Here is a 19,602-nt window from a genome sequence, read left to right as displayed (position 1 = left end):
AGTGGTTCACGTAATCCATTACATCACTTTAATTCATGTGGACCTCGCTCCACTTTTGGGATTGTTCGGCAAGGTTGGATTTCATTAAATCCTCCATGGTCATTGCAATTCTGAATTCGCATATTGCTTCAAAATTTAAAAACCATGGCTCCGCAATTGATGGGATGTGGGAGGCATCCGGAACATCGACCACCATTACGACGCCGCGGTTCCCCTCCTGTTCGGTAAAGTAAATACTCTCAGGCTTAATTTCATCAACCACCCGGCCAATGACTTCACCCGCAGTACCATTTTTAACCATTGTGTTGAATGGTTCAATAGGACAGCTAACATTAACTAACATTCTCATGATTATGAATTTAAGTTGTTAATCCTTTTAAGGTACAAAAAAGAAAACCTAATACCTATTATTAACTGTTTAATATTCAGTGATTTAGTTTTAAAGTTGGCATTCTGTACATATCCCTTTCAAACGCTGCTTAATTGCCCACATTCTAAATGGACAATCTCTTTATTTGTTATGAGAAAAATCTGTAAGCAACACTATACAACCATAAAATCGTTTCGACCGAATGGGAGAAATCTCAAACGTAACTAGATTTCTCAATCGTCGCCGCACTCCTCATATCGAAATGATAACTTAAAATACGTTGTTTACCGCTTCAATCGTCTTGTCCAAATCGGCATAGCTGAGGGCATCGTTTAAAAAGTAACTTTCAAAAGCAGATGGTGGTAAATACACCCCGTTCTCCAACATCCCATGGAAGTATTTCTTAAAGGTATCGTTGTTTCCCTTCGCCGAGCTGGCAAAATCCACCACCGGCTCGTCCGTAAAATGTACGGAGATCATACTACCATACCGGTTGATCTGGTGCGCCACTCCTTTTTCGGTCAAGGTTTGTGCAATGCCCTTGTGGAGATACTCCGTTTTTTCGGCCAAGCTGGTAAAGATTTCCGGCTGGCTGTTTAAGGCGGTGAGCATGGCCAGTCCGGCACTCATGGCCAAAGGGTTTCCGCTTAAGGTACCCGCTTGGTACACGGGTCCCTCAGGTGCCAAATGCGCCATGATCTCCGCTCGGGCCGCAAACGCGCCTACGGGCAGTCCACCACCGATCACTTTTCCGAACATCACAATATCGGCATCAATGCCCAAGGCTTCCTGTGCGCCTCCTTTGCCAAGGCGAAAGCCTGTCATTACCTCATCAAACAACAACAAAATGCCTTCTTGGGTACAGATTTCGCGCAATCCTTGTATAAATTCATCCTTGGGGATAATACAGCCCATGTTACCCGCTACGGGTTCCAAAATAATGGCGGCAATTTCACCTTTGTTGGCTTCCACCAAGGCTTTTACCCCTTCCAAATCGTTGTAATCCGCCAATAAAGTATCCTTGGCCGTGCCCTGCGTTACCCCAGGGCTGTTGGGACTACCAAAAGTAACGGCACCACTCCCCGCTTGTATCAAAAAAGAGTCGGAGTGCCCGTGGTAACAACCGGCAAATTTGATGATCTTCTCCTTGCCCGTGTACCCGCGTGCGAGGCGCACTGCACTCATACAGGCTTCGGTTCCGCTGTTCACAAAACGGATTTTATCAATGTTCGGCACCATGGATACCGCCAGTTTGGCTATTTCAGTCTCAATTTCGGTGGGCGTTCCAAAGGAAGTTCCTTTTTTGGCCTTATCGATTACGGCATCGATTACCGGTTGGTACGCATGTCCCAAAATAAGCGGTCCCCACGAAGCAATGTAGTCGATAAGTTGGTTGCCGTCTTCATCGTAAAGGTAGGCACCTTTCGCCTCCTTGATAAAAATAGGGTCGCCCCCTACCGCTTTAAACGCTCGTACAGGGGAATTTACGCCTCCGGGGATATATTTTTTGGCCTCTGCAAACAAGGCACTGCTTCGTTGGTAGATCATATTTTGTTTTTATTCATGCCGTCATGCTGAATTTAGTTCAGCATCTCATTGGCATTGGTCTTAAGAGTACCTAAAATAATCAGATTGACGTACTCGCCGCAAAGGTAATGAGGATTAAACTTTCTTGGAAACGGATTTGTGGTTACTGCGCCCTTCGGATATTCAATATTTGCCCAATGGAAATAATATTGTCGTTCAGATTGTTGAGACGGCGAAGCTCGTCCACTGAAATATCGTAGCGTTTGGAAATGCCGTACAGCGTGTCCCCTTTTCTCACTTCATGGGTAAACACTTCGTATTGTTTGGGTTCGCGCACGGTGGACAGGCCACTTTCGACCACTGCCTCATCATACTTATGCAAATCGTACCGCTCAATGAGCGCAATCAACTTTTGCGGATACTTACGATCGGTGGCATAGCCGGCTTGCCGAAGTCCATGCGCCCATTTTTTATAATCGTCCCGCTTGTAGTTGAACAAAAACGCATAGCGTGACCGAGTGGACAGAAAAATACTGTGATCCCGAAACGAATACATCGGGTGGTTATACTTACGGAAACATTCGCCTTTGGCATCATCATCATGAAAATCGAACTCACCCTGCCAACCTGTATGGCATTTGATACCGAAGTGGTTGTTTGTTTTTAGGGTCAGCTCACCCCTACCCGAGCCACTTTCCAAAATACCCTGTGCCAAAGTAATACTGGCGGGGATGCCATAGGCACGCATTTCGTACTGGGCAATCTCGGCAAAGGTCTCGATATAATCCTGGGTATCCGAAATGGGAAAGCGTTCAAAACGTCCGGTGTCTTCGGGCATAGGATAAAGACCGCTATCCGCTTTGGTGTCGCCCTTACGGTCGGTGTTTTCCGAATTACGGACTACGGGAGCACCCTTCCGATGGGTCGCCCTTCTTTTTTTGGCACCACAGCTAGAGAGCAAAAGTGCCGCTATCAATACATATCCTATTCGCCTGATCATACGTCCAATAACGGTAAATTCTTCTTTTTCAGTACAAGGTTCATGCCTTTTATGCCCTGCAATCCCCCTGTATGTATTGCCAAGATTTGGGTTCCTGGTTCAAAAACATCTTGTTTTACAAGGTCAAAAATACCAAAAAGCATCTTACCTGTGTATATCGGATCCAAAGGGATACCCGTTTTTTGCTTAAAGAGGTTAATGAAAGATACTAGCTGTTGGTCCACTTTGGCGTAACCTCCAAAATGATAATCGGTTACAAGCCGCCAACGGTCGTTATGGACAAAGGTACGAATCTCCTCGGTTAAAAAATCGCCCTTTAATGCCGGGAAACCAAAAACCATCTGGTGTGGTTGGGAAGCATTGATGAGTCCAGCTACGGTTCCGCCCGTTCCCACTGCACTGCAGATGTAATCGAATTGTGCATCCTCCTTGGTCAATATTTCGGCACAGCCCTTTACCGCCAAATCGTTGGTTCCACCTTCGGGCAATAGATAAAAATCTCCGAACTTTTCCTTCAAATCCTCAATAAACGAAATGTCATTTTTGAGTCGATAATCACTTCGGGATACAAAATAAAACTGCATGCTGTGTTCGTGGGCCAATTGCAAAGTGGGGTTGTTTTGCCATTTGTCCGCCAGCTCTTCACCCCGAATCACACCAATGGTTTTCAACCCTTGTTCATGACCCGCATAGGCCGTAGCCGCAATATGGTTGGAAAAGGCCCCACCAAAGGTGAGCAGAGTTTCTTTGCCTTGTTTTTTGGCTTCGAACAGATTGTATTTAAGTTTTCGGTACTTGTTTCCAGAGATAAATGGGTGTATGGTATCTTCTCTTTTTAGATACAACGTAATGCCTTTTTCTCTTAAAAGCGGCATATCAACATGCTGATTGGGTATGTTCAATCCAAAAAATTAACGGGTCAGGTACTGTAAAAAGCCAAAGGTTTTGCGTTTGGCAAGATACTGCATATCCTTTTCATTGGCATAGGCCTCACGTTCAAAACTGATGTTCTGATAGGCGCGGTAACTATCCAGATAAAGTACGGTTCGGAACAACCATTCCGAAATATAGAGCATATAAAAAGGTAATATGAGTAATTCTTGCTGTTGCTTTAGGTGGATACGCTCGTGGTTGATAAGCACCTCATCGGTCTTAAGGGAATCTTCCTTAAGAATAATGAAAGGCCATAGCGAGAGCCCCACATAATTTTTATAGAAGAAATGTTTAAAGACAAGTATCAAATGGTTGCTATCAATGGTTACCCAACAAATATAAGTGCAAAAAGTGCTCAAAATTGGACAGTTACGATAATTCAATCAACATTTTCGGTGAATAACATTGTTTTCAAAATCTTAAAATCTTAGTCGTTGTGCAGTGAAAACCTTAAATTTATATAGTAAAATGGAAGGCAGCACATGAAAGAACACATTCCTCTGGAAGAGGGTGATTATTACTTATCGGAACAAGGATATCGGGTATTTACCGAGAAATACCACTTAAAACGCGGTTATTGTTGCGAGAGTGGATGCCGTCATTGTCCTTATGGATACGACCCTAAAACCAATACCCAAAATTAAGGATTCGGCATAATATTTGTGGTTTATTTAGTCGAATCTCAAGAATTTAAAAAAAGTACTATGAAAAGTTTACAACGTTTTGCTCTGGCCGTCTTCGCCTTTGGTCTGTTAGCCTCCTGTTCTTCTGTACGGGTGATTTCCGATTACGATCAAAAAGCCGATTTCAACAACTATAAAAGCTATGCCTTTTACAAAACTGGAATAGACAAAGCCCAAATCTCGGATTTGGACAAGAAAAGAATTTTAAGGGCCATTGAGGCTGAAATGGGGTCACGTGGATTTGTAAAATCCGATAACCCGGATGTATTGATCAGTATTTTCACCAAAGAGCGTGAACGTGTGGATGTTTACAACAACTACGGTTGGGGCTGGGGTGGATTCTATAGCCCATGGGCCTGGGGACCTGGTTGGGGCTGGGGCTACGGCAACAACGTGAGTACCCGCACCGAAGGTTCTTTGTATATCGACGTCATCGATGCCAATAAAAAAGAATTGGTATGGCAAGGACGTGGCGTGGGCTCGTTGAACAACACCAAAAACATCGAAAAGAAAGAACAGCGCATAAGGGAATTTGTTTCACATATCCTTAAAGAGTACCCACCCCAAATGGCGGTGGCCTCCAACTAAAATATAAACCGCCCACTTGGGCGGTTTTTTATTGCACTTAACTTTCCTTAAGAGAAAATCCATTCCCTATTTTGTATCTTTAGGTCGCACAAAAATTAACTTATGAGCTACGAATCCAATCCTATACTGGACAAACTGCCGAAGCACCTTAAACAATTCATAAAACCCCAAAATTATGAAGAGTACACCGCCATTGATCAAGCGGTTTGGCGGTACGTGATGCGAAAAAATGTGGATTATCTCAGTAAAGTGGCCCATAAATCTTATGTGGATGGATTAAAAAAGACCGGGATTTCCATTGATCATATTCCCAATATGTACGGGATGAACAGAATCCTGAAAGAAATTGGATGGGCCGCCGTTGCAGTGGATGGTTTTATTCCACCCTCTGCCTTTATGGAGTTCCAAGCATACAATGTACTTGTAATCGCTTCGGACATTCGTCAGCTTGAAAATATTGAATATACTCCTGCCCCGGACATTATTCACGAAGGTGCAGGACATGCGCCCATTATAGCCAATCCCGAATACGCCGAGTATTTACGTAGGTTTGGTGAAATTGGCTGCAAGGCCATTTCCAGTGCCAAAGATTACGAATTGTATAATGCCGTGCGTCATCTTTCCATTATTAAAGAAGCGCATGGCACGCCTCAAAATGAAATAGACGAGGCCGAAAAGCAAATTGAGCACCTTCAGGAAAATATGGGTGAGCCCAGTGAAATGGCCTTGATTAGGAACCTACATTGGTGGACAGTTGAATATGGTTTGATTGGAACTGTGGACAATCCAAAAATTTATGGTGCCGGACTCCTTTCTTCAATAGGGGAAAGTTCCTGGTGCATGACGGACAAGGTAAAAAAGATACCCTACTCCATTGAAGCGGCACATACCGAATTTGACATCACAAAGCCACAGCCACAGCTTTTTGTGACTCCTGATTTTGCCTTTTTGAGTCAGGTTTTGGAAGATTTCGCCAATACCATGGCGGTAAGGACCGGTGAACTTTCAGGAATTAAAAAATTGATTGCTTCCAAAGCATTGGGAACTATCGAACTGAGCACGGGACTTCAAATCTCCGGAGAGTTCAGCAATGTGATTGAAAACGAAGGAAAGCCCATCTACATACAAACCACGGGAGGAACGGCACTGGCCTATCGCGAAAAGGAACTGGTTGGCCACGGTACCGATCACCATGCAGAGGGCTTTGGCACCCCAATTGGTAAACTAAAAGGCATTAACATTGCCATTGAAAATATGGGACCCCGCGACCTCAAGGCCTATAAAATTTATGAGGGCGAACAAATTGCCCTGGAGTTTGAAGGAGGTGTTAAGGTTGAAGGAACCATTATCACTGGAACGCGAAACTTAATGGGTGAAATCATTCTCATCACTTTTGAAAATTGCACGGTTACCCACGGTGACAAAGTCTTGTTCCAACCCGAATGGGGATTATACCATATGGCGGTTGGACAAAAAATTGTTTCCGCCTATAATGGCCCGGCCGATTTGAACAGCTTCAACCTGATAAGCCATCAGATTACTGAAACTACCATTAGACCAAAAAAGAACGAAGAAAGATTGCAGTTAGAGCGATTTTATGAGCAAATCAGACACTTTAGAGAAGGAAAAAATACTACGATTTCCCGAAACAAGGTATTCCAAGCACTCATTAAAGACCATCCACAAGATTGGTTGTTACCGGTAGAATTGTACGAGCTTGCCAAACAGGACAACAATCAAGAATTTCAGCAAGAGATTTTGGCACACTTGGAAAACATAAAAAGGGACAACCCCAAGGTAGGTCACTTAATTGATGATGGCATTGCGCTAGTGGATACCGCTTTGGTAAGCTAGAAGCCTAATTTTTTCAAGTTTTCTGGGGTAGGTTTCAACTGTGGCACTTGACCTTTGGTAACCGGATAAAAAGAAATGTTGAGTTCTTCTCCATTTCTTCGTAATCCTAGTTTCACCTCGTGCTCAATGTTGCCTTGCCAAATGCTTCGAGAAAATACCTCATCCCTAACTCGCACCCCTGCATCCCAAGCTTTGCTGCCTTCGGTAACGCTTTGTATTTCTTTTCGGTCCTCAGTGAATTCAAAACCAAGCTCGTAAATATCGCTTTCGGGGCTATACTCCAAGCCAAGTTCTTCAAATAGGGTTACCAGGTCAACTTTTTGCCCCTCCTCAATATGTTTTTGGAAAACGGGTTCAAAATCACCATTCCAATACACATCCATCACACCCATAAAATAATCGTGGGTCAATTTTTGTTCCTTGGAAGTTGCATCCGCATAAATTTGATGCATAACATCATCTAAACTTTGTTTGCCTTTACTTGCTTGTTGAATTTTTTGATCTAGATAAAAAGCAAAAATGGCCCCTCTCCAATACGGGAGCTTGGAATATTCGTAATTGGTCCAAAAGTTATCATAATTGATTTCTGTATTGGGTACATCTCCAACAGATAAAGCATAAAGATCACGAATGGTCCTATTCAGCTCCGAAATAAAAAAAGCACCATCCAGACCATTGATATTGTTCTTGGTAATGTTCTTGAAGGTATAATACTCCGTAAAACCTTCGCTAAACCAATATTGTTCTTCTTCGTTATCATTAGTAATCGTATGTCCAATCCAATTGTGCATCAACTCATGGTTGAACAAATACACCATTTGACCAATATCCGTTAAATCGTTATTTGAAACCGAGGTGGCAAAGGAATTGGTGAGCCCGGTCCCCTGAAAGCTGCTTCCATTTTCTTGCGGAAAGGGCTGCATGGTTACCGTGAAATATTCTTGGGAGTGGTCGTTCCAAAAATTGCGTTGATATGTCAAGGTTTCTTCCAAAACTTTGAAAACATCTTCATCTTTAAATGGAACCCACTCGCCACGAGTGGCCAAACTAATCTTGTTCCCTTGAATATCCCCATTGAAGATTCTAAAATCACCTCCAACAAAAATGGCGTTTCCAAAAAGCTCTAGGTTCATCCCCTCCAACAATTGTACTTTTTCTTGACTCGAAAAACTGTTATGAATGGTGTATTCCTCTGGAAAGGCAGACCAATCCAGAACAATATCCAAATTCTCTTCTGTATTTTCGGGCACCATAAACATATTATGGGAAAACACATGGAAATAGTCCTTGTTTATGATGGGGCGGTAAATTTCCTGTGTTGAAATGTCTCCTTCAAAATCTTGTTTCAGAAAATACTCAAACTCCAATTCTTTTGCATCTTTGGGATGCATAAGCACAATTCTTCCGCTATCCAAATCCTTCTCTACCACTCCCTCAACATTCAACAATTGCATCGTGCCCAAAGAATTATATAGGTCGGTCTGTCCCCAAGCATCATTCGGAAAAGACAAGATTGTGGTGCCATCGGGATTGGCATCCAATGTCATTTTAATTTTAAGTTGCGCAATACTATCTACTACTACAGGCGAAATCTCGTAGCTAATATCTGATTCGGGTGTTTTTTGACAGGAAAATAGAAAAGTGGCTAAAAGGGCGGTTAGTAGTACTCTTTTAAACATGGTGATTTTGATTGATTGAATGTATCTAAAAGACGCATAAAATCAGAAAATGTGACAGCTTAATCCAAAAAACTTTCCAGTTGCTCCGCATTTTCAACAGGAGTGTTGTTATACACCAAGGTCCATTCCATAGAATTGGTCAGTACCAAAATTCGGGAAAGCTCACTCACCAATCGGTTTTCAGCATTTGAACGCAGTGAGGAAGCTTCTATTTTTTGCATTAAAGAAGCATTTACATTCCGTTTGATGGCATTGTAATCCTTTGCATTGAACGGGTTTAAGTAATCGGCCGTTACATCATAATACTCAAAATCGGGACTGATCTTTATCTCTGGTTCCGGAATCTCGCTAATTTTAAGGGTCTTGTTTTCCTTATCCACTTCATAGCCGATTTTCGACATGTCGTAGGCAATGGAGACATCTGCATTTACAACCACCAAGGCTTTTTTGTGGGCTGTAATCAACGGACCAAACAACTCTTTGGAGTCTTTGTAATTGTAGACTTCTGCAAAATGTCCTTCGGTGACCACCAACTTGGAAACATTTCGCAATTCCTGCTGAATCAACATCGAATTTTCTTCCAGAACTGATTTTTGGTGACGGTCATCAGTACATGATTTATAGATCAATACAGACGCCAATGCTATTACCGCTCCTACTAAAACTTTCTTCATTTATACGAATTTCATGAAAGGATACCTTTCTTGAAGATACGTAATTTTTGTGCCGAGCGATGTTTTGAACTTTTGATGTGCTTCTGAATCAGGGTTAAATGGTCGATGAAGCAAGCCTTTTTGAACGGCATCCACCCTTTCCATCACAGGATAAACATTTTCAGAAATCCAAACCGATTTGAAGCGTTCCCAAATGTAATCGACAGCCAATTCGTTGGGATGCACCATATCCTTCCCGTAAAAACGATAATCACGGAGTTCGTCCATCATAATTTCATAAGACGGAAAATAAAACAGCTCTCTCGACTGCGCTCGAGATGACAATAGCGAATGAACCGCGGTAATTAAATGTGCCTTGCTCCGTTGATTCTCAACAAAGCCATCTTTTAAATGACGAACGGGCGAAATGGTAAAGACGATTTGTGCATTGGGATTCATTTTTTGAATCAACGCTATCACATTTTGAAGAGTTGACTCAATTTTGGCTAGACTCAATAATTCTTTGGTGAATTGTTTTTGGGGCACCTTATGGCAATTGGCCACCACTTTTCCTGAAGCCTGATGCTCGTAAACCCAGGCCGTTCCCAAGGTAATGATGATATGGGAAGAAGTTTCTAGACTTGTTTTGGTTTCCGTTAACCTTTGGTTGAGCAAGTTCAACAATACTTCCGAATCCTCGGAGCGCAATTCGGAATGAGCATCAAAACAGCGCCAGATTCCGTCTTGTTCAAAAATTTCCTCTTGCTGATAGGTTTGTCCGGCAATGGCTCTTTGAATCAAATTTTCAATGGCCAAGGGATGGAACAATATCCCAAAGGGATTTTGGAATTGCTGAAACTTATAATACGCTAGCTTCCCGCCTATATTTTCCACAAAACAAGAACCCAAAAGCACTGATTTACTCTGATAATCGATGGAATTATCACTGGGCGTTAAAGGTATCTTGGTTTGTAGTTCCATTTGATTTGCTAAAAATGTCAGTTCGAGCGTAGTCGAGAACCTATAAACATCTCGATGACTCCTTCGACTGCGCTCAGGATGACATCTTAATGCGAAACATTATTGGATGTACTGCTTAACCTTATCCAAAGCCTCTGGAATTCCAGCAGGGTTCTTGCCCCCAGCAGTGGCAAAGAAAGGTTGACCACCGCCACCGCCTTGTATATACTTGCCCAGTTCACGGACAATGGTTCCTGCATTCAGGTCTTTTTCGGCCACCAAATCCTTGGAGATGTAGCAAGACAATACTGCTTTCCCATCTTTTTCCGAAGCCAGCAATAGGAACAGGTTGTCAACTTGCCCCCCCATCTCAAAGGCTAAATCTTTAATGCCGCCTGCATCCAAATCCACCCTTTTGGACAGAAATTTAATTCCGTTCACATCTTCCAGTTCAGCAATCAGCTCATTTTTGAGGCCTTTGGCCTTATCCTTCAACAATTGCTCCACTTGCTTTTTAAGGGCAAGGTTTTCTTCTTGCAAACTAGCCACCGATTTTACGGGATCTTGGGAATTTTTCAACATATCCTTGATCTCAAAAAGCATTCGGTTATTGTTGAAATAAAATTCTTTAACAGCATCTGAAGTAATCGCCTCTATTCGACGGATTCCCGCAGCAACCGCTCCTTCGGAAGCTATTTTAAAATGCCAGATATCCCCGGTATTCTTAACATGGGTACCCCCGCAAAGCTCAATGGATTGTCCAAAGCGAATGGTACGGACGGTATCACCATATTTCTCCCCAAAAAGAGCCATAGCACCTTGTTCCATCGCCTCTTTCATAGGAATATTGCGGCTTTCTTCCAAAGGAAGGTGCCCATCAATCCTTGCATTGACGAAATTCTCTACTTTCCTGAGTTCTTCTGTGGTCAACTTGGAAAAGTGGGAGAAGTCAAAACGTAAATATTTGGAATGTACCGCGGAACCTTTTTGTTCCACATGGGTTCCCAATACCTCACGTAATGCTTGATGCAATAAATGGGTGGCGGTATGGTTACAAGCAGTTCTCCAACGTTGCTTTTGGTCCACAACGGCTTTAAAAGACCCCGAAACTTCCTTAGGTAAGGATTTTGCGAAATGAACGATCTCGTTGTTCTCTCTTTTGGTGTCCACGATATAGGTTACATCGCCATTGGGGGCCTCCAAATAACCTTTATCCCCTACCTGACCACCGCCTTCGGCATAAAATGGCGTAAGATTGAACACCAATTGATATTGGTCGCCTTCTTTTTTACTGGTCACTTTTCGGTATTTCACCAACTTAACATTGGCTTCGAGACTATCATAACCAATAAATTCCTGTTCGGCATCGGCCATCAATACGTTCCAATCATCTTTGGATACTTCGGAAGCTGCTCTGGAGCGGTCTTTTTGTGCTTTTAATGCTTTTTCAAACCCTGCTGTATCTAATTGATAACCCTTTTCTTCCAGAATCAGGGAAGTCAAATCTATTGGAAAACCGAAAGTATCGTAAAGTTCAAAAGCCTTTTCACCCTCAATGGTTTTGTCCTTGGATGATTTTATCACGGAATCCAACATCACCAGCCCTTGTTCCAAAGTGCTCAAAAAAGAACTTTCCTCTTCCTTGATTACATTTTCTATCAATTGGTACTGCTCCTTCAACTCCGGAAAAGCTTTACCCATTTGTTCGCTCAACACCTTCACCAATCTGTAGATAAATGGTTTATTGGTATCCAAAAAGGTGAAGCCATATCTAATAGCTCTACGTAAAATCCTTCGGATTACATAACCAGCCCCTGTATTGCTTGGCAACTGTCCATCTGCAATGGAAAAAGCAACGGCACGCACATGGTCCGAAATTACGCGAATGGCAATATCAATTTCTTCGTCCTTGCCGTATTTTTTTCCGGTAATGATTTCCACTTCGCGAATCAGTGGGGTAAAGACATCTGTATCGTAATTGGATTGCTTTCCTTGAAGCACCATACACAGTCGTTCAAAGCCCATTCCCGTATCTATATGTCTTTCTGGAAGCGGTTCTAGACTACCATTGGCCTTACGGTTGAACTGCATAAAAACCAAATTCCAGATTTCCACCACTTGTGGATGGTCTTGGTTCACCAAGGAAGCCCCATCGACTTTCTCCTTCTCTTCTTTGGAGCGGATATCCACATGTATTTCGGAACAGGGTCCACAAGGCCCCTGATCTCCCATTTCCCAAAAATTGTCTTTTTTATTCCCTTTTATGATTCTATTTTCGGGGACGATTGACTTCCAAAGATTATAGGCTTCTTGATCGAGCGGTAACCCATCATCTTCGTTTCCTTCAAAAACCGAAACATAAAGACTATCCTTATCAATTTTAAAAACCTCGGTAAGTAATTCCCATGCCCATTCAATGGCTTCCTCTTTAAAGTAATCGCCAATACTCCAGTTCCCCAACATTTCGAACATGGTGTGATGGTAGGTGTCTTTTCCCACTTCTTCCAAGTCGTTGTGCTTGCCACTTACGCGAAGACATTTTTGAGTATCCGTCAAACGTTTGTTCTTTGGAACGGAATTCCCCAAAAAGTACTCCTTAAATTGGTTCATGCCTGCATTGGTGAACATCAACGTAGGGTCGTCCTTCATTACCATGGGTGCGGATGGAACAATCTTGTGATTCTTTTCTTTAAAAAAGTTTAAAAACTGCTTTCTAACTTCTTGGGATGTCATTGAATTCCTAGGGTTTTCTTAAATTTAACATTTTAAGCAAAACAATTTTTATATTTGTCTGTTCTGTTTAAAATGAGAGAGCAAAAATAGGATAAAATCCATTCATGTCTAAAGTAAAGTACTATTACGATCCGGATACACTTTCATACAGAAAGATTGAGCCGAAGAAATCTAAAAGATACAGGAACATTTTCTTGTTCTTACTGGGCTCCGCTTTATTCGGCTTCCTTGGACTGATCATTCTTTTAAATACCCGATGGGTAAACACCCCTAAGGAACTCTCCCTGGAACGTGAGGTTCGAAACTATGAGCTCCAGTATGATATCTTGAGCCGAAAAATGGACCAAATGGAACAGGTTTTGGCCAATATTGAAGATAGGGACAACAATATTTACAGATTATATTTTGAAGCAAACCCAATACCCGAAGAACAGCGAAAAGCTGGTTTTGGTGGTATTAACAGATACAAGGACCTCGAAGGTTTCAATAATTCAGAAATTATTATTGATGCTACGAGACGACTAGATATCATCCAAAAAGAGATGGTAATCCAATCCAAATCCTTGGATGAAATTGCCAAATTGGCGGAAGAAAAAGAAAAGCTTTTAGCCTCTATTCCAGCTATTCAGCCTGTAAGCAATGAAGATCTTACCCGAATGGCCTCTGGTTACGGATGGCGTTCAGATCCTTTTACCAAGGCAAGAAAAATGCATTGGGGAATGGATTTTACCGCTCCAAGGGGAACACCTATTTATGCATCAGGTGATGGTAAAGTGGTTCGTGCGGACAACAGGTCTTCCGGTTATGGAAAACATGTGAGAATAGATCATGGATACGGTTATATTTCTCTATACGGACACATGAGCAAATACAATGTGACCGTAGGTCAAAAAGTCAAAAGAGGTGATCTTATCGGCTTTGTTGGCAGTACGGGACGCTCCGAGGCGCCTCACGTTCACTATGAAGTGTTCAAGGACGGGGAACGCATCAACCCCATTAACTTCTACTACGGAAGTTTATCGGCCGAAGAGTTTGAAAACATGCTCAGATTGGCGAACCAAGAGAACCAATCACTGGATTAATGCACATAGATCTTCCAGAAAAACGATATTATGGCATTGGCGAAGTAGCCAAAGCCTTCGGAGTGAATACTTCCCTAATTCGTTTTTGGGAAAAAGAGTTTGATGTACTACAGCCAAAAAAAAATGCGAAGGGGAATCGCAAGTTTACACCTCAAGATATCCAAAACCTTCAATTGATCTATCATTTGGTGAAGGAACGCGGGTTTACCTTGGATGGTGCCAAAACGCATTTAAAAGAAGAGAAACAAAAAGCCCTTTCCAATTTTGAAGTGATTCAAAAACTGCAAAAAGTGAAAGCTGAGCTTCTGAAAATAAAAGAACAACTATAAATACTAATACCATAGAAAAATGAAAAAATGGTTAATCCCCTTAATTATTGTTGTGGTCATTGTCTTTGGTCTCTACCGATGGGCAGTTGGCTTCAACAACACAGCCGTACAATATGAAGCAGATGCCAAAACAGCATGGTCCAATGTGGAAAGTTCATATCAAAGAAGAAACGACCTCATAGGAAATTTGGTAAAGACCGTTCAAGGTGCTGCCGATTTTGAAAGAGGTACTTTGACCGATGTTATCGAGGCCCGTGCCAAAGCAACTTCCACCAATATTGATGCAAACAATATCACTCCAGAGCAGTTGGCAGAATTTCAACAAGCACAGACAGGGCTGTCCTCTGCACTTTCCAGATTATTGGTTACCGTTGAGCGCTATCCCGAATTAAAAGCCAATCAGAACTTTTTAGAGCTTCAGTCCCAATTGGAGGGCACGGAGAATAGAATCAATGTGGCAAGGGACAGGTATAATGAAAAAGTGAATATTTATGATGTTCACATTAGCAAGTTCCCAGGAACAATACTTGCTGGATGGTTTGGTTTCGAAGATATGCCCAGATACCAAGCAGACCCAGGTTCGGAAAACGCTCCTGATGTAAACTTCGAATTCAATTAGATTATGTCCCACGTAGAGGAGTTTTTGACCACTGAGGAAGAAAGCGATATTGTAAATGCCATTGTTGAAGCTGAGAAAAATACTTCTGGCGAAATAAGGGTACATATTGAAGCTACGGCCAAAATAGACCATTTTAGCCGGGCACAACAGATTTTCCATTTCCTTAAAATGGACAACACCAAAGAAGGTAATGGTGTACTTCTCTACGTAGCCGTGGACGATAAAAAATTTGTCATTTACGGAGGACACGGAATAGACCAGGTTGTCCCCAAAGGTTTTTGGGATACTACCAAGGATGTAATTGCATCACACTTTAAAAAAGGAAATTTTAAACAAGGTATCACCGAAGGCATCCTAATGGCCGGCAAAGAACTTGAAGCTCATTTTCCATGGGACCACGATGACACCAATGAACTGAACGATGCAATATCCAAAGGGTAGTTTTTTACTGGTTTTTTTATGGGCTTCCCTAGCATGGGGGCAGTTTACCATACCCGAAAAACCGCAAAAACAGACCAGTGTTTATGACTATGTGAACTTATTATCTCCTTCACAAAGCAGCGCACTGGAACAAAAACTCATTCGATATTCGGACAGTACCTCTACCCAAATTGTTGTCGCGATAATAAGTTCCACCGAAGGTGAGAACATCAATTATTTAGGCGCGCAATGGGGGCAAAAATGGGGCATTGGACAAGCCGATGAAGACAATGGCGTTCTTGTTCTACTCGCTAGAAATGACCGAAGAATTGCAATCAACACGGGCTATGGTGTAGAGGGAAGCCTAACCGATTTAATGTCGAAGCGCATTATTGAATCCGTAATTATCCCAGAATTTAAAAAGGGAGATTATTATAGTGGATTGGACAAGGGTTCGGATGCCATCTTTAAAGTACTTACTGGAGAATTTACAGAAGACCGGACTTTTGGAAATGGAAAAAAATTTCCAATTGATGCCATTTTCCCATTAATTATTTTTATCGTCATTATCATTATTTTATGGAGCCGTAAAAACAAAGGCGGCGGACGCAATGGCGGTAGAAGAGGACGTGGATTGGATATTTGGGACATGATTATTCTGAGCAATATGGGCCGTAGCTCTGGTTCCTCCGGTGGCTTTGGAAGTGGTGGTTTTGGCGGAGGAGGCGGTTTTGGTGGCGGCTTCGGCGGAGGTGGCTTTGGCGGAGGCGGTGCTTCCGGCGGGTGGTAAACAAAAAAGCAACCAAAGCATCATATCCCCATCTTTTTGGAAAAGAAGTTATGACTAAACAGTTGCTTCTTGTATTTATTTTCGTATTCGTTTTATCGTGCAAATCGGATGACAATCCTGTAGATTGTTCTTTAGTGGATTGCATTGTTGGCGAAAACACTCTTTATCTTCAATTTTTAAATCCCGAAAATGATGCCGATTTATTGAGCGATGAAAGCATCGACACCAACCAAATAGAGATTGTCAATGAAAAAAACGATGAAGTAACATTTACAATTGAAGAATTTTCTTGAATGGGAGTTTTTTTGGCCATTCCTGTTTCTACGGAATCGTTTGGACAAAAATCCTTTACAATTGATTTTGAAGAAGGCAATTCGTTCACAGTTGATTTTGAAACGAGTTTCTCCGAGGGTGGGGAATGTTGCGGTCCCTATACAATTGTCGAACGTTTTAACATTGACAACTATTCTTATGAGTTGATAGAGCCTTCTTTTCTGCCTATTTTCAGCACTGTTTATATTTCAAATCCTGATTAAAACCTCATAAATCTTCTTCCTCGTTTATTTGGAGCCCCCTTACCTCCAAAGGAATCAAACTTAATGGTCAAACTGCCCATAAAATAACGTCGAAGTGCAGTTCCTTGAAAATCTTGGATAAAATCTTGACCGGTTGTCCTTCGTGTATTGATGTTTTGGTTGAGTAAATCGTAAGCAAGTACTTTTAGGGTAGCTTTCTTTTTAAACATTTGGAGTCCAAGGCTCATATTCCAAAATAAAGCATCTTTGTCAAAACCATCACCTAAATTTCCATTGTAACTGTAGGTGATATCGTTACCCCACACCAAATTTTCTGGCCAATAAGAGGTTACTTTAAAGGATAGATTGTGAGTAGTAAAATCAACATCCTCCACATTGTCCAGATTATATCTCGTTGTATTTAGTACCAGTGTATATTCCGGTTCCAGTTCGAGCATCTCTTTGTAATTGAACAATATGCCAGCCCTAGGCCTAAAAGCAAAAGTTCTAGCTTCCAACCTACTTCCATTGGTAAAGCCCACGCGATTATTTAGACTGGCACTGGGTCGCAATGTAAACTTTAGGGTGTAAAGACTGTCTTTCTTTATTTGTTTGGAATAGTTGATCCCCATAGCACTATTATAATTCCCCTTCACATTTTGATAGGTGGTCGTTCGGATAAAGTCTTCATCTGTGGTGGTTACGGAAACTATCTGATCTTCTTGGATTCCCATATTCGCCCATAAAAACAAACCTGTTCTGTCTTTCCAATTGTAATTATTGAAATTCAAATAGATATTATGGTTGATCTGTGGGTCCAGGTTTGGATTACCTTGGATAATGTTCAAGGGGTTGCTCACATTGGGAACAGGCTGCATTTGGTTAACCGACGGCACGCTTAATTGCGACCGATAATGCAAACCCATCCTTTTGTTGTTTCCAAAATCATAATTGGCGTACGAACTAAACAAAAGATTACTATAGTCCTTAGAAAATGAAGTGGATTGAATATAATCTTCATTTTTTAAATCATTTTGTTCCAGACGGGCCCTTACATTAAAACGAAACTTCTTACCGTTGGAACCAAAACCAACTTCGGGCACATGTTTTTTTACATTAAAATCAAATTCTGAACTTAGTGACGAATTAAAAGTATATCCGCCTGTGCTTTCATCAAAATCGAAAACAGAACGTTCATTTTTCTGCTCGTTGTTTTCATATTTATATCTAAAATCCAAATATAAATCCTTGTTCATAGGCTGTCGGTAGGATGCCCCGATTTCATAGCTATCGTTGGAGTTATCAATAATAGTCCTTTGGTCCAAAATATTTTGACTAGCATTATCCCCATAAATATTTCGTTCGGAATTTAGCAAAGTTTCAGAGTCGCTTACACGATTATCGTTGTTGAAATACACCCGCACGTATCGCCCCATAGTGTCCAAACGTTTCATGATTTCTACTCTATTTCTGAAATTCCGTTGAAAACCATCTGTTTTTTGTAGCGATGTGTTATCATTTAAAAGGTTTCCATCTTCATCGGTGGAAACGGTATTTTCTGCATTGGATGAATTAGTGTTGTTCACACTCAAATTGGGCCTTACCGAAATCCGTGTTGTTTTATCTACATCAAATTCTAAATTGGCCGAACCTTGATTGGAGTTTGTATTCCCAACAAAACTGGTTTCAGTATCCGTAAAATAACTACCATCGGGCAAGATATTTTCCCTAGCAATTTTTTCGTCGTTATAAGAATCACTGTAGGAATAGAAGTAATTTCCATCTATTCTGTACTTTCCCTTTTCCTGATCGGCATAGCTTGTGCCCACGGTAGATGATGTGGTAATTCCTTGTCCAAAGCCAAATGACATATTTCCTACGGAAAAACCACCGCTATCATTAAATCTTACGCTCCTACCACCAGAATTACCGACCATTTCATAAATCTCATCAAAAGAAAAACCAGGGTTGTTAATATTGTTGGAACTACCCAGCACACTGATTCTTTGGGTTTCGTTAAAATAATTGACCAACCCATTGGCTTGGTATCGGTCATCGGTTCCATAACCACCCGATAAACGCCCCATATATCCTTTGTTCTTGTCCTCCTTTAAGGTTAAATTGATAGTCTTGTTCTCACCGTCTCCATCATCCCCGACAAACTCCTGTTCCTTGGTTTTCGTATCGGTTATCTGAATTTTACTGATTACGTCCTTGGACAATGTTTTGGTGGCCACCTTTGGGTCTGTACTAAAAAATACTTGGCCATTGACCAAGACTTGATTCACTTCTTTACCATTTACGGTTATGGTTCCGTCACTATCTACTTCTACACCAGGCAGCTTTTTTAAAACGTCTTCCACAGTGGCATCCGGTCTGGTTTTAAATGAATCTGCATTAAATTCAAGGGTGTCTTTTTTTACAGTGATAGGCACCCGTTCCCCTATTAAATCTATACCTTCCAGCTGCTGTACTTGTTCTTCCATTCTTATGGAACCTATTTCAATTACAGGTTTCAATGTAATTTCCTTGGATTGCGACTTAAATCCATTGGAGGAAAATGCCAATCGAGCTTTCTTATAAGCGGTTTTACCCTCTAGGGCAAAAATTCCCTCGGCATTGGTTATGGTGTAGGTAATCAAAGTGCTATCCTTCAATGTCTCTACGTAAATGGTGGCCGCTTCAATAGGTGAACCGGTAGCCGCATCAACAATTTTTCCTTTGACCATAAATTCTTGGCCATAAGAATTGAAAGAGAAAAATAGGGAAATAGAAATGAGACAGAAGTAAAATCTTTTCAAATGGTAGTGTGTTTATAGTTTGGTTGAATCAATGACCAAAATATTGTTTTCATTTTTTAATAGAAG

At 41.5% G+C, this 19,602-nt stretch carries 20 protein-coding genes; 10 read left to right on the top strand and 10 right to left on the bottom strand.

What is annotated here, in order from left to right:
* Positions 1 to 28: 28 nt before the first annotated feature.
* The 5 genes from ACQQ5U_RS14160 to ACQQ5U_RS14140 all read right to left on the bottom strand — a co-directional run bounded on the left by ACQQ5U_RS14160 (position 29) and on the right by ACQQ5U_RS14140 (position 4,138).
* Positions 29 to 349, bottom strand: a complete 321-nt coding sequence (locus tag ACQQ5U_RS14160) for a panthothenate synthetase (protein WP_437398467.1) — start codon at positions 347 to 349, stop codon at positions 29 to 31.
* A 291-nt stretch (positions 350 to 640) separates the two neighbouring features.
* The gene (gene hemL, locus ACQQ5U_RS14155; protein ID WP_437398465.1) at positions 641 to 1,918 is read right to left on the bottom strand and encodes a glutamate-1-semialdehyde 2,1-aminomutase; all 1,278 of its coding nucleotides are present in this window, start codon (positions 1,916 to 1,918) and stop codon (positions 641 to 643) included.
* 142 nt (positions 1,919 to 2,060) lie between these two features.
* Positions 2,061 to 2,897, bottom strand: a complete 837-nt coding sequence (locus ACQQ5U_RS14150) for a glucosaminidase domain-containing protein (protein ID WP_437398463.1) — start codon at positions 2,895 to 2,897, stop codon at positions 2,061 to 2,063.
* Complete coding sequence (locus tag ACQQ5U_RS14145) at positions 2,894 to 3,772, bottom strand: 1-aminocyclopropane-1-carboxylate deaminase/D-cysteine desulfhydrase (protein WP_437398462.1); 879 nt, start codon at positions 3,770 to 3,772, stop codon at positions 2,894 to 2,896. Before ACQQ5U_RS14145 ends, ACQQ5U_RS14150 begins: the two co-directional genes overlap by 4 nt.
* Before the next feature lie 36 nt (positions 3,773 to 3,808).
* Entirely contained in the window at positions 3,809 to 4,138 is a 330-nt protein-coding gene (locus ACQQ5U_RS14140; protein ID WP_437398515.1) for a hypothetical protein, read from the bottom strand.
* A gap of 174 nt (positions 4,139 to 4,312) precedes the next feature.
* On the opposite strand from ACQQ5U_RS14140, the gene ACQQ5U_RS14135 reads away from it, so the two are divergent.
* From ACQQ5U_RS14135 to ACQQ5U_RS14125, 3 genes are all read left to right on the top strand, one after another.
* Positions 4,313 to 4,474: a DUF5522 domain-containing protein gene (locus tag ACQQ5U_RS14135; RefSeq protein ID WP_437398461.1), complete on the top strand. Its 162-nt coding sequence runs from the start codon at positions 4,313 to 4,315 to the stop codon at positions 4,472 to 4,474.
* A 60-nt stretch (positions 4,475 to 4,534) separates the two neighbouring features.
* Complete coding sequence (locus tag ACQQ5U_RS14130) at positions 4,535 to 5,101, top strand: DUF4136 domain-containing protein (protein ID WP_437398459.1); 567 nt, start codon at positions 4,535 to 4,537, stop codon at positions 5,099 to 5,101.
* A 102-nt stretch (positions 5,102 to 5,203) separates the two neighbouring features.
* Complete coding sequence (locus tag ACQQ5U_RS14125; protein WP_437398457.1) at positions 5,204 to 6,955, top strand: aromatic amino acid hydroxylase; 1,752 nt, start codon at positions 5,204 to 5,206, stop codon at positions 6,953 to 6,955.
* On the opposite strand, the gene ACQQ5U_RS14120 is transcribed toward ACQQ5U_RS14125, so the two are convergent.
* From ACQQ5U_RS14120 to alaS, 4 genes are all read right to left on the bottom strand, one after another.
* Entirely contained in the window at positions 6,952 to 8,634 is a 1,683-nt protein-coding gene (locus ACQQ5U_RS14120; RefSeq protein WP_437398455.1) for a M1 family aminopeptidase, read from the bottom strand. The two genes, ACQQ5U_RS14125 and ACQQ5U_RS14120, sit on opposite strands and share 4 nt — an antisense overlap.
* Positions 8,635 to 8,693: 59 nt before the next feature.
* Positions 8,694 to 9,308, bottom strand: coding sequence for a DUF4230 domain-containing protein (locus ACQQ5U_RS14115; protein WP_437398453.1), 615 nt, complete (start codon positions 9,306 to 9,308; stop codon positions 8,694 to 8,696).
* On the bottom strand, positions 9,309 to 10,268 hold the full coding sequence (locus ACQQ5U_RS14110) for a GSCFA domain-containing protein (RefSeq protein ID WP_437398451.1): 960 nt from the start codon (positions 10,266 to 10,268) through the stop codon (positions 9,309 to 9,311).
* A 99-nt stretch (positions 10,269 to 10,367) separates the two neighbouring features.
* Positions 10,368 to 12,980 carry an alanine--tRNA ligase gene (gene alaS, locus ACQQ5U_RS14105; RefSeq protein ID WP_437398449.1) on the bottom strand — a complete coding sequence of 871 codons (2,613 nt, stop codon included), beginning with the start codon at positions 12,978 to 12,980 and terminating at the stop codon, positions 10,368 to 10,370.
* A 104-nt stretch (positions 12,981 to 13,084) separates the two neighbouring features.
* Here alaS and ACQQ5U_RS14100 point away from each other — a divergent pair, with 104 nt between their 5' ends.
* The 7 genes from ACQQ5U_RS14100 to ACQQ5U_RS14070 are packed head-to-tail and all read left to right on the top strand — an operon-like array spanning position 13,085 to position 16,756.
* Positions 13,085 to 14,062, top strand: coding sequence for a M23 family metallopeptidase (locus ACQQ5U_RS14100; protein WP_437398447.1), 978 nt, complete (start codon positions 13,085 to 13,087; stop codon positions 14,060 to 14,062).
* Positions 14,062 to 14,391 carry a MerR family transcriptional regulator gene (locus ACQQ5U_RS14095; RefSeq protein ID WP_100816308.1) on the top strand — a complete coding sequence of 110 codons (330 nt, stop codon included), beginning with the start codon at positions 14,062 to 14,064 and terminating at the stop codon, positions 14,389 to 14,391. Before ACQQ5U_RS14100 ends, ACQQ5U_RS14095 begins: the two co-directional genes overlap by 1 nt.
* Positions 14,392 to 14,410: 19 nt before the next feature.
* Complete coding sequence (locus ACQQ5U_RS14090; protein ID WP_437398444.1) at positions 14,411 to 15,010, top strand: LemA family protein; 600 nt, start codon at positions 14,411 to 14,413, stop codon at positions 15,008 to 15,010.
* A 3-nt stretch (positions 15,011 to 15,013) separates the two neighbouring features.
* On the top strand, positions 15,014 to 15,451 hold the full coding sequence (locus tag ACQQ5U_RS14085; RefSeq protein WP_437398441.1) for a TPM domain-containing protein: 438 nt from the start codon (positions 15,014 to 15,016) through the stop codon (positions 15,449 to 15,451).
* Positions 15,432 to 16,220, top strand: a complete 789-nt coding sequence (locus ACQQ5U_RS14080; protein WP_437398439.1) for a TPM domain-containing protein — start codon at positions 15,432 to 15,434, stop codon at positions 16,218 to 16,220. The genes ACQQ5U_RS14085 and ACQQ5U_RS14080 overlap by 20 nt, the downstream gene beginning before the upstream one ends.
* A gap of 50 nt (positions 16,221 to 16,270) precedes the next feature.
* Positions 16,271 to 16,513 (top strand): hypothetical protein, encoded by a 243-nt coding sequence (locus tag ACQQ5U_RS14075; RefSeq protein WP_437398437.1) that lies wholly within the window; start codon positions 16,271 to 16,273, stop codon positions 16,511 to 16,513.
* On the top strand, positions 16,514 to 16,756 hold the full coding sequence (locus ACQQ5U_RS14070) for a hypothetical protein (RefSeq protein WP_437398435.1): 243 nt from the start codon (positions 16,514 to 16,516) through the stop codon (positions 16,754 to 16,756).
* Here the strand turns inward: ACQQ5U_RS14070 and ACQQ5U_RS14065 are convergent.
* The gene (locus tag ACQQ5U_RS14065; RefSeq protein ID WP_437398433.1) at positions 16,753 to 19,536 is read right to left on the bottom strand and encodes an outer membrane beta-barrel protein; all 2,784 of its coding nucleotides are present in this window, start codon (positions 19,534 to 19,536) and stop codon (positions 16,753 to 16,755) included. The two genes, ACQQ5U_RS14070 and ACQQ5U_RS14065, sit on opposite strands and share 4 nt — an antisense overlap.
* Positions 19,537 to 19,602: the final 66 nt, after the last annotated feature.

This window comes from Flagellimonas lutimaris, assembly GCF_051494225.1.
GTDB classification, from domain to species: domain Bacteria; phylum Bacteroidota; class Bacteroidia; order Flavobacteriales; family Flavobacteriaceae; genus Flagellimonas; species Flagellimonas lutimaris_A.
The sequence above is the reverse complement of the archived record's forward strand: the minus strand, read 5'-3'. Positions and strand labels throughout refer to the sequence as shown.

What these genes read in the sequence shown, in the direction of transcription:
- ACQQ5U_RS14160 (WP_437398467.1), bottom strand. Translation starts at nt 349, where the DNA reads ATGAGAATGTTAGTTAATGTTAGCTGTCCTATTGAACCATTCAACACA.
- hemL (WP_437398465.1), bottom strand. Translation starts at nt 1,918, where the DNA reads ATGATCTACCAACGAAGCAGTGCCTTGTTTGCAGAGGCCAAAAAATAT.
- ACQQ5U_RS14150 (WP_437398463.1), bottom strand. Translation starts at nt 2,897, where the DNA reads ATGATCAGGCGAATAGGATATGTATTGATAGCGGCACTTTTGCTCTCT.
- ACQQ5U_RS14145 (WP_437398462.1), bottom strand. Translation starts at nt 3,772, where the DNA reads ATGCCGCTTTTAAGAGAAAAAGGCATTACGTTGTATCTAAAAAGAGAA.
- ACQQ5U_RS14135 (WP_437398461.1), top strand. Translation starts at nt 4,313, where the DNA reads ATGAAAGAACACATTCCTCTGGAAGAGGGTGATTATTACTTATCGGAA.
- ACQQ5U_RS14130 (WP_437398459.1), top strand. Translation starts at nt 4,535, where the DNA reads ATGAAAAGTTTACAACGTTTTGCTCTGGCCGTCTTCGCCTTTGGTCTG.
- ACQQ5U_RS14125 (WP_437398457.1), top strand. Translation starts at nt 5,204, where the DNA reads ATGAGCTACGAATCCAATCCTATACTGGACAAACTGCCGAAGCACCTT.
- ACQQ5U_RS14120 (WP_437398455.1), bottom strand. Translation starts at nt 8,634, where the DNA reads ATGTTTAAAAGAGTACTACTAACCGCCCTTTTAGCCACTTTTCTATTT.
- ACQQ5U_RS14115 (WP_437398453.1), bottom strand. Translation starts at nt 9,308, where the DNA reads ATGAAGAAAGTTTTAGTAGGAGCGGTAATAGCATTGGCGTCTGTATTG.
- ACQQ5U_RS14110 (WP_437398451.1), bottom strand. Translation starts at nt 10,268, where the DNA reads ATGGAACTACAAACCAAGATACCTTTAACGCCCAGTGATAATTCCATC.
- alaS (WP_437398449.1), bottom strand. Translation starts at nt 12,980, where the DNA reads ATGACATCCCAAGAAGTTAGAAAGCAGTTTTTAAACTTTTTTAAAGAA.
- ACQQ5U_RS14100 (WP_437398447.1), top strand. Translation starts at nt 13,085, where the DNA reads ATGTCTAAAGTAAAGTACTATTACGATCCGGATACACTTTCATACAGA.
- ACQQ5U_RS14095 (WP_100816308.1), top strand. Translation starts at nt 14,062, where the DNA reads ATGCACATAGATCTTCCAGAAAAACGATATTATGGCATTGGCGAAGTA.
- ACQQ5U_RS14090 (WP_437398444.1), top strand. Translation starts at nt 14,411, where the DNA reads ATGAAAAAATGGTTAATCCCCTTAATTATTGTTGTGGTCATTGTCTTT.
- ACQQ5U_RS14085 (WP_437398441.1), top strand. Translation starts at nt 15,014, where the DNA reads ATGTCCCACGTAGAGGAGTTTTTGACCACTGAGGAAGAAAGCGATATT.
- ACQQ5U_RS14080 (WP_437398439.1), top strand. Translation starts at nt 15,432, where the DNA reads ATGCAATATCCAAAGGGTAGTTTTTTACTGGTTTTTTTATGGGCTTCC.
- ACQQ5U_RS14075 (WP_437398437.1), top strand. Translation starts at nt 16,271, where the DNA reads ATGACTAAACAGTTGCTTCTTGTATTTATTTTCGTATTCGTTTTATCG.
- ACQQ5U_RS14070 (WP_437398435.1), top strand. Translation starts at nt 16,514, where the DNA reads ATGGGAGTTTTTTTGGCCATTCCTGTTTCTACGGAATCGTTTGGACAA.